Raw genomic sequence first — 13,874 nt, 5'->3', positions numbered from 1 at the left:
TTGATAAATTGTTACAGCTTGAATTAAAAATAACCAGAGTTATCCTCATATATTGTGGATAACTCTGTGGTTACATTCTGTAAGATGATGTTATTTATCAGGAATACTTTATTGGCTGATTTTTGTTCTAGTCGTATTATTTGACAATTGCGAGTGCAAAACCATCATGGCCTTTACTGCCAACGGTCTGTAAAGCAGTACAAGACAAGATACGTGGATGATTTTCCAGCGCTTTAAACATGTCACGAATACCTTCAATACTTGGTTTTTTATTGTCCGGATTGATGATATCACCGGCACGAATCACATTGTCCAAGAAGATAATAGTACCGGAGTGAGAAAGGTTTAAGCTCAGCTCCAGATATTCAGGATAGCTTTGCTTATCGGCATCAATAAAAATAAAGTCAAAGGCTTCAGTATCTTCAGGCAGGGCACGAAGCACATCTGCAGCACGGCCACATTTCAGCTCAACTTTCTGTTTTAACTGTGCACGATCAATATTTTCCTGTCCCATGGCAGCATGCGTTTCACGGCCTTCAATGGTCAGGATATAACCGTCTTCAGGCAGGGCACGAGCTAGCCACATGGTGCTATATGCAGCAAAAGTTCCTAGTTCCAGTATACGCTTGCACTTATTCATCTGGATCAGCATTTGCAGCAGCATGCCCTGATTCGGCGCAACAGCCAGATGATCTGGAAAACCATGTGCAGCAGTATTTTCAAGAGTCTGATTCAGGATAGGATCTTCAGGAATTAAATGTGAATCAATGTAGCGGTCAATATCTGTCCACATTTGTTGCATAGTACTCGCACCTTTGTTGTGATGCGTGCATTTTAAACTTTTCCAGGCACAGCGCAATTTATTGTTCTATATTCGCTGGTTTTTTAGGCTATACAAAGGTTTTTTAGGCTATACAAAGCCAAAAGCTGGCTTTGTATAGTAAATGAAATGACTTAGTAATTACACATTGATGAGCGACGGCTTAAATCTGGGCCCCAGGTACGATAACCTTGAGTATCAATATGGATTTGGCCAGAGGCATATAAACCGAGCCCCATATTCAGGCTTTGTCCATGCTGTAACCAGAACTGGCACAGTTTGAACTTGGTATTTTCAATCGCTGCATAATCCTGAGCCTGTGGGTACTCAGGTCCGATCCGAAAATCAATTGCCGAGTTAAACAGGTGACGTGAAGAATTGGCTCCACCGGCACACTGGTTCAAAGGCAGGTCACGATAAACCGAAGTGACTTCAAAATCAGTCAGCACATTAGCTGCAACCAGATATTTAAAGACACGTAAAGTAGGCACCTGATTTGACCAGAGCTCACGGCTTGGAATCATGTATTGCGATCGACCACATTTAGCCCAATCCCGTGCAGTACGCATCAGCTCAAAACTTGGGATAATATTTCCGACCCCTTGCTGGGCCAAAAAGTTTTCATATTCACGTACAAGAGACAGGTTATTTAGTGCCGATACCCAGTGAGTATAGACATAAGGAACCGGTTTAGGCTGTGGTTTATGATTGTACTGGACTCGTTCTTCTGGGATATAAATCCTTTTATCTGGAGTTACTTTACCAGACTGTTTTGTGGTGGCACATCCTACAAAGACAAGCGGGATTATACAAACACTCAATAACCCCTTTATTAAATGCTTCATTGATAGCAATTCAGATATTTTAAAATAGCGCTATTTTAGTCCACTTTTACGGAGAAAATCAGGATAAATTGCAATGAAATGTGTGGATGAGGTATAAAAAAAGACCAGTCTATGCTGGTCTTTTTTTAAGATTTGAAAAATTATTTTTCAAGATATTGTAATTTATCAGTTTTACCATTCCACTCTTCACGGTCAGCAGGTTGCTCACCAATTTGAGTGATGTTCGGCCATTTCTGAGACAGTTCAGCATTCAGTTCGATAAAGACTTCTTGGCCTTCCGGTAACTCATCTTCAGAGAAAATTGCATTTGCAGGACATTCAGGCTCACATAACGCGCAGTCGATACACTCGTCCGGGTTAATCACAAGGAAGTTAGGACCTTCATAGAAACAGTCTACAGGGCAAACTTCAACACAGTCTTGATATTTACATTTAATACAATTTTCAGTGACAACGAAGGTCATGGCGACAGCTACCTAAAAAATATGGTTCTAATGACGAATACCGTATTTTAGGCAAAAATAGAGGGAACAAACAATTCCTTTTATTGATATTTGTTATATATAGGGCTGTTAAATTTGAAAAAACTGCGATGATTTGATGAAAGGCTTAGGGAATGAGAATCATCATCAGCTAAGCCCTATACAAGATAGGGCTTAGGAGAGATTTTAACTTGGCTGTTTCATGAGATCTTTGAGCGCATATAGCTGCTGTAATGCTTCACGTGGGCTCAGGTTATCAACATCAATGTCTTCTAATAACTCAAGTGCTGCTGAAGGCTTTTCAATCTCGATGACCTTTTCAATAATTTCCGGCATCGCAAACAGGTCATGCTGTGGACTTTGCGGTTTAGCCTGATGTTGCTTTTCCAGAATCTTCAAACGATGTTGGGCTTCTTTAATTACAGCCGCAGGAATACCTGCCAGTTTAGCCACCTGTAAACCATGACTCTGACTAGCTGGACCATGTTGGACTTTATGCAGCAGAATCAGGTTGCCATTTAGTTCTTTGGCTGTGACATGGTAGTTATCAATGCCTGATTCTTTATCCAGTTCGGTCAGCTCAAAATAATGCGTTGCGAACAGGCATAAACATTGAATGCGTTTAGTCAGATCAAGCACACAAGCCCAAGCCAATGACAGCCCGTCATAGGTACTGGTTCCACGTCCGACTTCATCCATCAGGACTAGCGACTGGCTGGTAGCATGATGCAGAATTTGCGAAGTTTCCGTCATTTCGACCATAAAAGTTGATTTACCAGTCGACAAATCATCTGCAGAGCCAATCCTGGTAAAAATCCGGTCAATTGGACCCAGTGTTGTCGATTGCGCTGGCACATAACTACCGCAATAAGCCAGTAGGGCAATCAGGGCAGTCTGGCGCATAAAGGTGGATTTACCACCCATATTTGGACCAGTAATAATGGCCATACGATGCTGATAATCCAGCTGGGTATCATTTGGAGTAAAGGCAGCCTTGCTTAAGGCTTCCACCACAGGATGACGACCGGCAACGATTTTCACACCAATTTCAGGGCTAAATTTCGGGCGTGACCAGTTGCGTAAGCGTGCCTGATGCGCAAAGTTTGCCAACAGATCGATCTGGGCAATCGCACTACTCATCATCTGTAGATTGCCAATATCCTGACGCAATTCATCCAGCAGCATTTCGAACAGCATTTTCTCGCGAGCAAGTGCACGGGATTCGCTAGACAGTACTTTATCTTCAAAGGCTTTCAACTCAGGCGTGATATAACGCTCGGCGTTTTTGAGCGTCTGACGACGGATATAATGCTCAGGTGCCTGTTCAGCTTGGGCACGGGTCAATTCGATATAGTACCCACTAACACGGTTGTAGCCGATTTTCAGGGCAGGAATACCGCTTTGCTCACGTTCCTTAATTTCCAGATCAATCAGGAACTGTCCGGCATGATCACGGATTTTACGCAGCTCATCCAGCTCGCTATCGAAACCTTCTGCAATGACATTGCCATCACGTAGCAATACCGGTGGATTTTCAACAATAGCTGACATCAGGCGCTGATGCAGGCCATGAAAATCGCCCAGTTCTTGATTCAGCTGCTGTAATAATTTCGAATTCTGCTGACTTAACAGTGGTTGTAACGCATGGCGTAAAAATGGAATCTGTGCACAGGCCTGACGTAATTGAACCAGATCGCGTGGACGCGCACTGCCGAGAGCAATACGGCTGAGTACACGTTCAATATCACTGATTTCTTTTAAGACCAGACGGACTGGCGATTCATGGAAACCTTCAAGCAATGCCTGTGTCGCATCCAGTCGCTCATCCAGTATGGCAGTATCACGAAGCGGTTGCATCAAGGTTCGGCTAAGCAGACGGCCACCCATAGCGGTCTGGCAGTCATTGATCAGCTGGAACAATGAAGTGCCATGTTCAAATAAAGGCTCAATCAATTCGAGGTTGCGACGGGTGACTGGATCCAGTGCAATAAAGTCTGAACTTTGTTCCAGTTGAATGGTTCGGATATGCGGTAAAGCCGTTTTCTGGGTTTCTTTAGCATAATGAATCAATGCAGCCGCAGCAGCTTTGGCCAAGGGCAGATGATCAATTCCGAAACCTGAAAGTGTGCTTACTGCAAACTGGTCGCATAATGTCTTCTGAGCATTGTTCTGGTTGAAGTCAACATTCGGACGTTTACTGATTGGAACATCTAGTTGTTGTTTTAAGTGTTCTATCAGTGCCTGATCTTGCAGATTTTCATCCACCACAATTTCGCTTGGCATCAGGCGTGCCAACTCAATGGCTAACTGACTTAAGTCATAATCGATTTGCTGGACTTTAAATAAACCGGCACTCAGGTCGAGAAGTGCAATTCCGATTTGTTGCTGGTGAGCACACAGAGCAACCAAGTTGGAGGTTTGATGCGCACCTAATAAGGCATCATCGGTTAAGGTTCCAGGGGTGATAATTCGGACGACCCCACGTTCAACTGGACCTTTACCAGTCACTTCACCGATCTGCTCGCAGATCACCACCGTTTCGCCTTTTTTCACCAGACGAGCCAGATAGCCTTCAGCGGCATGGAAAGGTACACCGGCCATGGGAATTGGCTGGCCATTGGCTTTACCGCGATGGGTCAGGGTAATGCCTAAAATCTTGGCTGCCTTATGGGCATCTTCAAAGAACAGTTCATAGAAATCACCCATGCGATAAAACATTAATGAGTGTGGATGCTGCATTTTGACCGACATGTACTGCTGCATCATGGGCGTTAAGCTAGAGAGATCAGCCACAAGTTCTGAACTGGTCATTAAGAAAAAATCCTTTAAATATATAAAGCCAAACCTGAATCTTTTTCCGGAACATTATCCTCGGAAAACCTGGAAAATAGCCTAAGCTAAAATCCTGTAAAGACCGGTTTGAATGTCAAAAATAATTGCTCCAAGTCTAACAAATTTAATTTTTAGAAAGAAATATAAATCCGCAGGAATCTGTATTTGGACGGACTTAGTCGATATAAAGCATAAAAGGGTATTGATACATGGGTTGCCCATAAAAAAAGCCACCGATTGGCAGCTTTTTTTATATCTTTCATCAAAATTTAATCAGGGTCATACAATCCTAAGTCGACCAGATGTAATCTGAGAAGGCGGCGGAGTTCCAGTACAGCTTCAGGCGTTTCCTGAATCGAATGTCCACCTTTGATGATCTCTTCAGAGAGTGCGCCGTCCAGTCGGGCACTTTGATACGGTACGACATCATCTGTCATGATAGCTTTGTCTTGACTGTCCATAGTATTCCCCATGATGTTATGGAATTTAAAGCCCCGAAATGGCACCACATCACGTGTCAGCGCATTAAACTTGGAGTTTTTAGACAGGTCACTCGGGCCATTTTGAATCATGTCATGGCCAATTTCCTTGAGAAAATCATCCAGTCCGATGTCGCCTTGTAGCGTGTCGGCAAATGCTCCGAGAAAGGCACCAGGCAATTTAATAATTTTACGTGCCGCCAGCGTAAACCAGCGATCAGCATAATCAGTACCGCGATGTGGGGCTGCCAGGAAAATAGCCCGACTGAAATTAGGTACAGGTTTGATATCCAGACGTGCTTTAAATAAGGGATTATTGCGGAAGCGTTCGATACGACGATTATTCAGCAGCTCTTCCGTGCGTGGAATCAGGTTGGCTTCACTCACCAGAAGACGGGCAATCACACCCCCCATACTGTGTCCGACCAGTACAGCATCTTTCTTGGCGGGATCGTTGGGTTTATTCAATTTGAAAGCTTGCTGAATTAGTGCATTAATCTGATAGCGGCTTTCCAGAATTGGCATATTGGTCGAATAAAATACCTGCCATACCTGGAAGTTTTCGCGCAGTACCGGATCACCCATCACATCGTTGGTTAAACGAATCCAGGCTTCCGGGCTGCTGGCCAGACCATGAATCAGCACAATGACTTTTTTCTTAGGATTATAAGGTTCCAGCATATACAGATGCGGCATGGTCAGGTTGTCATCACGATCAATCAGCACCAAATAAGCTGATCGTCCGAGATTGTTTTCAGCCAGCCACAAGCCATAAGGGGCCGAGAAATTGGCTGCCAGAGAATACTGTTTACCGGCGACAGTAACTTTTTCATGTTTGTACGGGTCGTATAACTTAAGGTGAAATTCCGGGCTGTTAATGATCTGTTCTACACTGTTGCCAGACTTTGGAATGGCAGTAATGGTCGTGGCCAAGTAGCGTGCAGCGTGAATATTCGGATTACGGCCTTCCTGATACTGATATTTGAGAGGATCGACAATATATTTTTTATTCGGCGTAATGCGTTTTTCTTCAGGCAAAATAACCACAAACTCTGAGCCGAAACCATCACGGCGGGTAATCGAACGCAGCCCGGAAAAGTTCATATTATAAGTAGACATGAGCTTTTCAAAAGACTGGTCTTTAATTTCCGGATAATTTTCAAAATCAACTGAGTAAATGCTATTACCGACCTGAATCTTGCGGCTTACCTCTTTAGAGGGATGACGTTCAGAATAGACGTGAATCAGGTGTGCTATCGCAAGGTTATAGAAGTCACGGATCTGGACCTGACGGTTGTCAAAGATACGATCCTGTGGTGCACGCTGGGTCTTGAACAGGTACGCATAGCTATAGCGGATACTCTGATCCAACATGACCAATTGCTGATCCTGACACTTCTCAATATTCTGTTTTTGTAGCTGCTTTTTTTCTTCAGACTGGGTCTTGGTCAGGAGACTGCTTTTACATCCGGCAGAGTTCCCGAGCTGCAAAGACTTGGCAAGATACAGCTCACTGGCGGTAGACAATAATTCTTCATCCAGAATTTCAGGAATTTGCTTCAGTGCATCTACACAGTTTTGCGGTTGTTCGGTACAGATGCGAGCTTCACGGCCTGTCATGGACAGGACATTCAGACTGGCTTCACTCAGCTTGTCACGGGTAAGGATGCTGTCACGTTCATTACTGATGGTGACATTAATGGCCTGTTCTTTAACGCTGACGACCTGACAGCCGCTCAGGACAGCCCCTAGCAGGATTGAACAGAAAAGGAATGCTTTATTCATTTTATGGTGCATATAGATTCTGGAAGCTCAGTCTAATTGTGTATTAATGTTTTGTATTTTACTGATTTTTTCAAAAAAATAGACTGCCTAAGCAGTCTATTTTGTAACTCAAATTCGAGTAATATTTACATTAATTTTTTGGCGTCATCACTTGCCATACATTCCAACGGCCTTGCTTCTCAATTTCCTGGATCAGACGATCTGCAACTTCAGCTTCTTGAGGATATTTCACCTTGTAGTTTTTCAGGATTTGTACCGCATTTTTTTTGTTTTCCATGGCAATGTAGTTATTTGCCGCAGATAAATAAGCTTCCTGAACACCTGTCTGCATTGCCTTGTCCAGATACTGAATCGCTTCGCGGTGACCGCCACCTTCAGACAGACCAAAGCCAAACCAGAAGTTTGCTTCAGCATCATCCTGGTTAATACGAAGAATACGCTGTGCATAGGTCATTGATTTGGTGGTATAGATAGAACCTAAATCAAGATTACGTGCCATAACGCTGGCCTTAAATGCACGCATTAATACATCAAATGAAGCATTTGGACGTGAAGCTAAAGTATCCAGTTGTTGAGAAACTTCGCGAAGTTTCGCTTCAAAACCACGGCGTTCCTGACGGTCGCTAAAGCGGGGTGGATAATGACGCGCTTTACCTTCTACCATCTGCAAGAAATCATCGATTTCAGTAATGTCGATTTCATTTTCATTGGCAAGTGCTGCATAACGCATACTGCGTGTATTGCTATCCACCATCGGGATAATCAGCTTGTTTACATCTAGGGTTAACTGTTTAGACGGATCTTTAGGATCAGTCACTACCATTTTTGTCACTGGCTGCGCAGCGGCTTTTTGCAAATGTACTTCAAATGGAGGTGGTTCGTTATAGTTAAATGGATTTAAAGCATAAAATGGCGGAGTAATTTCAGGTTCAACAAAAACTATCTGATCAGCTGGTTTCTGTTCTTGTTTGCTTGATGTCGGTGCCATAGAGCACGCCGTCATGGTAAAAGCTAAGCAAGCAATTGCTAAGGGCTTCAAGGTCATAATATCCGTCCATTCATGTTATTTTTTAAAACATCTATTCAAAAAATGCATGATCGTCAGTCTATGAAAAGTGCTGCGATCATGCAAGCAAATGCGTGTTACAAAAGAATTACGATTTATAGTCAGGCCTTGGACTGACTGGTTTGTGCTTCGCACTCACGGCGCGCATCTTCTAGAATTTTAAGTTCTTCCTTGCTAAATGGCTGTTCATTTAACTGGTTTTTCTTAAAAGTCGGGTCAAGCAGAGACAGGCGGTTGCACAGTGTATTCATGCGTTTTTCATTTTGTTGAATACGGTCAAGTAGAACACGCATGCCTTCCAGAATCGGGTCTGTCTGATCCTGTGTTGTTGCATAAGGCTGGAAACCGATACTTTCTGCATAATCACGACGACGAGCTTCAGCATCCTCTTTTGGCTGGTCTTTGGTGATAAAGCGCGCTGGATTGCCAACCGCTGTGGTATTCGGCGGAACTGCTTTAGTAATTACAGCATTGGAACCGACCTTGGCATTTTTACCTACCGTGAATGGACCCAGGATTTTGGCACCTGCACCAACAACAACGCCATCTTCCAGAGTCGGGTGACGTTTGCCTTTATTCCAGGTTGTACCACCCAAAGTCACACCATGATATAGGGTGACATCATCGCCAATTTCTGCAGTTTCACCAATCACTACACCCATGCCATGGTCAATAAAAAAACGTTTACCAATCTTGGCGCCCGGATGAATTTCGATACCTGTTGCAAAACGGCTAAAAGAGGACAAAACACGCGCTGTACCTTTACAGTCTTTTTTCCATAGCTCATGTGCCATGCGATGCATAATCAGTGCATGGATGCCAGGGTAGGTGGTTAAGACTTCTAAGGTATTGCGTGCTGCAGGATCGCGCGCAAAGACAGCTTGGATATCTTCTTTGAGCTGTTTTAGCATTAGTTTTGATCCTCATCCTGTTGTGATGTATGGGAAGATTTTTTCCAGGTGCCGTTATTCAGTGCCTGAACACGAGTGAAAATACCACGAAGTAAGTGATATTCCATACGATCTAATTGTATACGTCCGAAAAGGCGACGCAAGCGTAAAGGAAGTAATCGTGGGTTTTTTGGATCCATAAATTCAATTTCTGCCAGCATTTTTTCCAGATGCGGGTAGAATTGTTCCATCTGTTCATGGGGCACCAGCGGTTCATCCCACTCCATTTCAATGCCATCAATAACTTGCATGGTGGCTTTGGGATCACGAGGATGTTCTACCTGATCCAGTGCCGCCATACGCAGTTCATAGCAGATCACCTGAATAGCTTGAGCAACATTCAAAACACCATAATCCGTATTCACAGGAATAGTTAGGTGATAATTCGCCATCGCCAGTTCTTCATTGGTCAGACCGCGGTCTTCACGGCCAAACAGAATCGCAATTTCCTGTTTTTCTTGCACCACAGCTGAAAGTGCTTTTTCAGCAGCAGGACGAACGTCTAGTAAAGGCCATGGAATAGTGCGACTACGCGCACTAGTACCAAAGACGATCTGGCAATCTTTAATGGCTTCTTCCAGTGTTTCTACGATTTCAATCTGTTCGATCAGATCAGTTGCACCTGCAGCCAGTGCATCAATATCTGGATGCGGATAAGTTTTAGGTGCAACCAGGACCAGTTTGCACAGGCCCATGGTTTTCATGGCACGTAAGGCACTACCAATATTGGCAGGCAGGGTGGTATTAACCATGACAATACGCACATGGGAGAGATGTGCTGAAACAGCAGCATTGTCAATTTGACTCATGATGATTCCAGTTTGGATATATTAAAATGGGAGATTTATGAATACTGCGGTTGAGACTCGGCTTCATACTGTGCCAAGGCATCGTCCATACTCATGTCAGCAGGTGGAGGTGGAACCTCAACTGGCTTAGCTTCCTCATAAGATACAGCACGTGCAGCTTTAGACTTTACCTGATACTCGATATACAGCGCAGTCTTACCAAAATAGTCACGCAGCTTGGCGAGAAGATCATCCAGCGGCGCAACTTTCCAGCTTAAGCCCAGATGCAGTTCGGCCGTGGCATAGCCATAATCCAGATACAGAATCACTGGAATATGCGTGCTCATGTCCACATTGGTATATGGCATCAGAATTTGCTGCAAGTCACGGCTGAGGGTTTTGCTGTAATGTTCAGCTTGCAAGGTAATCTTGATGCTGTTAGCACGTTTCTGACGGATTTCATTCAGGCTAAAGGCTTTGGTCAAACGACCGAGCGGACGGTCAAAACCTTCGCGCTCGTAAATTTCACCTTCAATCACCACCACTCTATCGACTTGAACAATCTCTTTAAAGCGCTGGAAGCGTTCATGGTTGGTAGAAATTTCGATACGTGCCGTACCATCATCTAACGTCACCATCATCCGGTTCGGGAAGTTAGCGACATCGACTACCAGACCGGCAAACACAGTCGTTACACCACGACGGGTTGGGGTTAATTCATTAATTTGACAAGGTACAAAGGCTTTCAGCTCATTACGATATACATCAATCGGGTGACCCGTTAGATATAGGCCGAGTGTATCTTTTTCACCTTTGAGACGGACTTCATCTGACCACGGTTTCACCGGTTTGGCAGGTTTACGTTGAACTTCTTCAACTTCACCAAACAGGTCCATGATGCCGGTTTCACGGTTTTGACGGGCCTGATCTGCAGCTTGTACGGCTTCAGGCAGTTGTGCCATCAGATCGGCACGTTCAATACCCAGACAATCCAGTGCACCTGCACGAATCAAGGCTTCAAGGGTACGTTTGTTGATTTTCTTCAGGTCGATACGGTGACAGAAGTCAAACAGGTCTTTATATGGACCTTCTTTTTGACGTGATTCAATCACGGATTGCATTGCCGCCTCACCGACGCCTTTGATCGCGCCCAAACCATAAACAATGGTTTTTGGATCGCTGGCATGGAACTGGTAAATCGACATATTCACCGATGGAGGCAATACTTCCAGACCATTATGACGGCAGTCATCAATTAGGAACACCACGTTATCAGTGTTCTGCATTTCCGAGGTCATCACCGCTGACATAAATTCAGCCGGGTAATGCGCTTTCAACCAAGCTGTTTGATAAGCTACCAGGGCATAGGCGGCGGCATGCGATTTGTTAAAGCCGTAGCCTGCGAATTTTTCCATATAGTCGAAGATATGGTTGGCGGTGGCTTCATCGATATCTTTTTTCGCAGCACCTTCAATGAAGATCTTACGCTGCTTGACCATTTCCTCAGGTTTTTTCTTACCCATCGCACGACGAAGTAAGTCCGCACCACCCAAGCTATAGCCGGCACAGAACTGTGCAGACTGCATTACCTGTTCTTGGTATACCATGATCCCGTAAGTTGGCTCTAACACCTTTTCCAGCAAGGGATGCAGGTATTCGAATTCACCACCGTGCATACGATGGATAAAGTCAGGAATCAGGTCCATTGGACCTGGACGGTATAGCGATACGAAGGCAATAATTTCTTCGAACTTGCTTGGACGCGCTTCCTTGAGCATCTTCTTCATGCCGACGGATTCAAACTGGAATACTGCAGTGGTATTCGCCGTCGCAAAGATGTTATAGGCAGGCTTGTCATCCAGCGGAATATAGGAAATATTGACTGGCTCAGTGACGTCTGGACGTGCATTAATATGCTTGATCGCATCTTCAATTACAGTCAGGTTACGTAGACCCAAGAAGTCAAATTTTACCAGGCCGGCAGCTTCGACATCGTCTTTATCGAACTGGGCTACACGTGCTGTACCATCAGCATCACACATCACGGCTGAATAGTCAGTCAGCTTGGTTGGGGCAATGACCACACCACCGGCATGTTTACCGGTGTTACGGGTAATACCTTCCAGCTTGAGTGCCATTTCCCAGATTTCTGAGGCATCGTCATAATCGGGATTCGATGGATTGGTGACGATGTCTTTTAGCTGTGGTTCTGCTTCCAGAGATTCTTCCAGACTTAAACCCAAAGGCTTGGTCGGAATTAGTTTGGAAATACGATCGGCCAGACCATAAGATTTACCCAGTACACGGGCTACGTCACGAATCGCACCTTTAGCCGCCATGGTACCGAAAGTCGCAATCTGCGATACCGCATCACGGCCATAAGTCCGTGCGACATAGTCAATCACGCGGTCACGACCAGCGATACAGAAATCGACGTCAAAGTCGGGCATCGAAACACGTTCCGGATTCAAGAAACGTTCGAACAGCAGATCATAGCGCAGAGGATCAAGGTCGGTAATTTTGAGGCTATAAGCTACGAGGGAACCGGCACCTGAACCACGGCCTGGACCTACCGGCACGCCATTACCTTTGGACCATTGAATGAAGTCCATGACGATCAAGAAGTACCCTGGGAAGCCCATATCCAGAATAATTTTGATCTCAAAGGCCAGACGTTCATCATAAGGCTGACGGATTATAGGCCAATCTTCTTCACGTTTTTCTGGTGGATACAGGAAGTTCAGGCGTTCCTCTAAGCCTTCTTCACACAAATGTGCGAAATAGGTATCAATGGTATGGCCTTCAGGAATTGGGTAATCTGGTAGATCGTTGAAACCTAAACGTAGGGTGACATTACAACGTTTTGCGATATGGAAGGTGTTTTCAATCGCGGTTGGAATATCCGAGAATAGCTCCACCATTTCTGTTGAGCTTTTAAAATATTGTTCAGGACTATAGGTTTTAGGACGGCGATTATCACCCAGCACATAACCATCTGCGATACAGACACGCGCTTCATGTGCTTCAAAATCTTCACGAGCAATAAAGTGCACATCATTATGTGCAACTACACCAATATTATATTTCTTTGCGAGCTTTACCGCTTCTTCAATGAAAGTATCTTCATTAGCACGGCCAGTGCGGGTGAGGGCTAGATAAACACGGTTGCCAAATTTCTCTACCCATTCTTGTAGTAGCGGTTCAGCTTTATCAGGATTTGAGGTAATCAGCATTTTGCCGACATCGGACTGCATACCGAGCAATACGATCATGTCATCGTGCTGGTTCAAGATCCAATCTTTCTGTACGCAAGGAATATCTAGTTGCTGGCCGCTGATATAACCTTCAGACACCAGTTCGGTCAGGTTGCGCCAGCCTTTATTGGTCATAGAAAGCAGGGTGACACGATGTTCCGCATCATTCAGGCGGATTTCAGAACCGAGAATTGGTTTAATGCCTTTATCCAGACATTTTTTATAGAATTTGACTGCGGCATGTAGATTGGATAAATCAGTCAGCGCAAGTGCTGGCATCTCGTCATTCGCAGCAGCTTTGACCAAGTCAGGTATACGTACGATGGATTCAGTAATCGAAAATTCTGTATGAATACCAAGATGAACAAAGTGCATATATGAGTCCCTGCAAAAACCACTCGATAGTTTAGCACGGGATTTATTGTTTCAGTTTGAAATTGAGGGGAAATGCTGAACTTTTAGATTGTGAATTAGAATTGACTTAAAGCCACGTTTATCATTTTATCGGAATAGAACTACGTACCCAAATTGAATTTGTATGAGGCGACATGGATGTCGCCGTTGGCTTGTGAT

At 44.4% G+C, this 13,874-nt stretch carries 9 protein-coding genes; all 9 read right to left on the bottom strand.

Features of this window, described 5'->3' with window-relative positions; all coding sequences use genetic code 11:
* Window positions 1-136: 136 nt before the first annotated feature.
* Complete coding sequence (locus tag AC4MCD_RS08450; RefSeq protein ID WP_419365741.1) at window positions 137-802, bottom strand: O-methyltransferase; 666 nt, start codon at window positions 800-802, stop codon at window positions 137-139.
* A 152-nt stretch (window positions 803-954) separates the two neighbouring features.
* The gene (locus AC4MCD_RS08445) at window positions 955-1,665 is read right to left on the bottom strand and encodes a D-Ala-D-Ala carboxypeptidase family metallohydrolase (protein ID WP_340834324.1); all 711 of its coding nucleotides are present in this window, start codon (window positions 1,663-1,665) and stop codon (window positions 955-957) included.
* A 140-nt stretch (window positions 1,666-1,805) separates the two neighbouring features.
* Window positions 1,806-2,129 carry a ferredoxin FdxA gene (gene fdxA / locus AC4MCD_RS08440; RefSeq protein ID WP_004786212.1) on the bottom strand — a complete coding sequence of 108 codons (324 nt, stop codon included), beginning with the start codon at window positions 2,127-2,129 and terminating at the stop codon, window positions 1,806-1,808.
* A gap of 204 nt (window positions 2,130-2,333) precedes the next feature.
* Window positions 2,334-4,958 (bottom strand): DNA mismatch repair protein MutS, encoded by a 2,625-nt coding sequence (mutS, locus tag AC4MCD_RS08435; RefSeq protein ID WP_491875894.1) that lies wholly within the window; start codon window positions 4,956-4,958, stop codon window positions 2,334-2,336.
* A 290-nt stretch (window positions 4,959-5,248) separates the two neighbouring features.
* Window positions 5,249-7,255 carry an esterase/lipase family protein gene (locus AC4MCD_RS08430; RefSeq protein ID WP_491875893.1) on the bottom strand — a complete coding sequence of 669 codons (2,007 nt, stop codon included), beginning with the start codon at window positions 7,253-7,255 and terminating at the stop codon, window positions 5,249-5,251.
* Window positions 7,256-7,373: 118 nt separating this feature from the next.
* Entirely contained in the window at window positions 7,374-8,288 is a 915-nt protein-coding gene (locus tag AC4MCD_RS08425) for an ABUW_2363 family tetratricopeptide repeat lipoprotein (RefSeq protein WP_491875892.1), read from the bottom strand.
* 122 nt (window positions 8,289-8,410) lie between these two features.
* Window positions 8,411-9,220 (bottom strand): serine O-acetyltransferase, encoded by an 810-nt coding sequence (gene cysE / locus AC4MCD_RS08420; RefSeq protein ID WP_491875891.1) that lies wholly within the window; start codon window positions 9,218-9,220, stop codon window positions 8,411-8,413.
* Window positions 9,220-10,068 (bottom strand): RNA methyltransferase, encoded by an 849-nt coding sequence (locus tag AC4MCD_RS08415; RefSeq protein ID WP_200230540.1) that lies wholly within the window; start codon window positions 10,066-10,068, stop codon window positions 9,220-9,222. The genes cysE and AC4MCD_RS08415 overlap by 1 nt, the downstream gene beginning before the upstream one ends.
* Before the next feature lie 35 nt (window positions 10,069-10,103).
* Window positions 10,104-13,676 carry a DNA polymerase III subunit alpha gene (gene dnaE, locus AC4MCD_RS08410; RefSeq protein WP_491875890.1) on the bottom strand — a complete coding sequence of 1,191 codons (3,573 nt, stop codon included), beginning with the start codon at window positions 13,674-13,676 and terminating at the stop codon, window positions 10,104-10,106.
* Between the last annotated feature and the right edge of the window lie 198 nt (window positions 13,677-13,874).

Source organism: Acinetobacter sp. CAU_H_78 (assembly GCF_058599365.1).
The sequence above is the reverse complement of the archived record's forward strand: the minus strand, read 5'-3'. Positions and strand labels throughout refer to the sequence as shown.

Coding starts and splice junctions, on each gene's coding strand:
- AC4MCD_RS08425 (WP_491875892.1), bottom strand. CDS start 8,288: ATGACCTTGAAGCCCTTAGCAATTGCTTGCTTAGCTTTTACCATGACG.
- dnaE (WP_491875890.1), bottom strand. CDS start 13,676: ATGCACTTTGTTCATCTTGGTATTCATACAGAATTTTCGATTACTGAA.
- AC4MCD_RS08445 (WP_340834324.1), bottom strand. CDS start 1,665: ATGAAGCATTTAATAAAGGGGTTATTGAGTGTTTGTATAATCCCGCTT.
- fdxA (WP_004786212.1), bottom strand. CDS start 2,129: ATGACCTTCGTTGTCACTGAAAATTGTATTAAATGTAAATATCAAGAC.
- mutS (WP_491875894.1), bottom strand. CDS start 4,958: ATGACCAGTTCAGAACTTGTGGCTGATCTCTCTAGCTTAACGCCCATG.
- AC4MCD_RS08430 (WP_491875893.1), bottom strand. CDS start 7,255: ATGCACCATAAAATGAATAAAGCATTCCTTTTCTGTTCAATCCTGCTA.
- AC4MCD_RS08415 (WP_200230540.1), bottom strand. CDS start 10,068: ATGAGTCAAATTGACAATGCTGCTGTTTCAGCACATCTCTCCCATGTG.
- AC4MCD_RS08450 (WP_419365741.1), bottom strand. CDS start 802: ATGCAACAAATGTGGACAGATATTGACCGCTACATTGATTCACATTTA.
- cysE (WP_491875891.1), bottom strand. CDS start 9,220: ATGCTAAAACAGCTCAAAGAAGATATCCAAGCTGTCTTTGCGCGCGAT.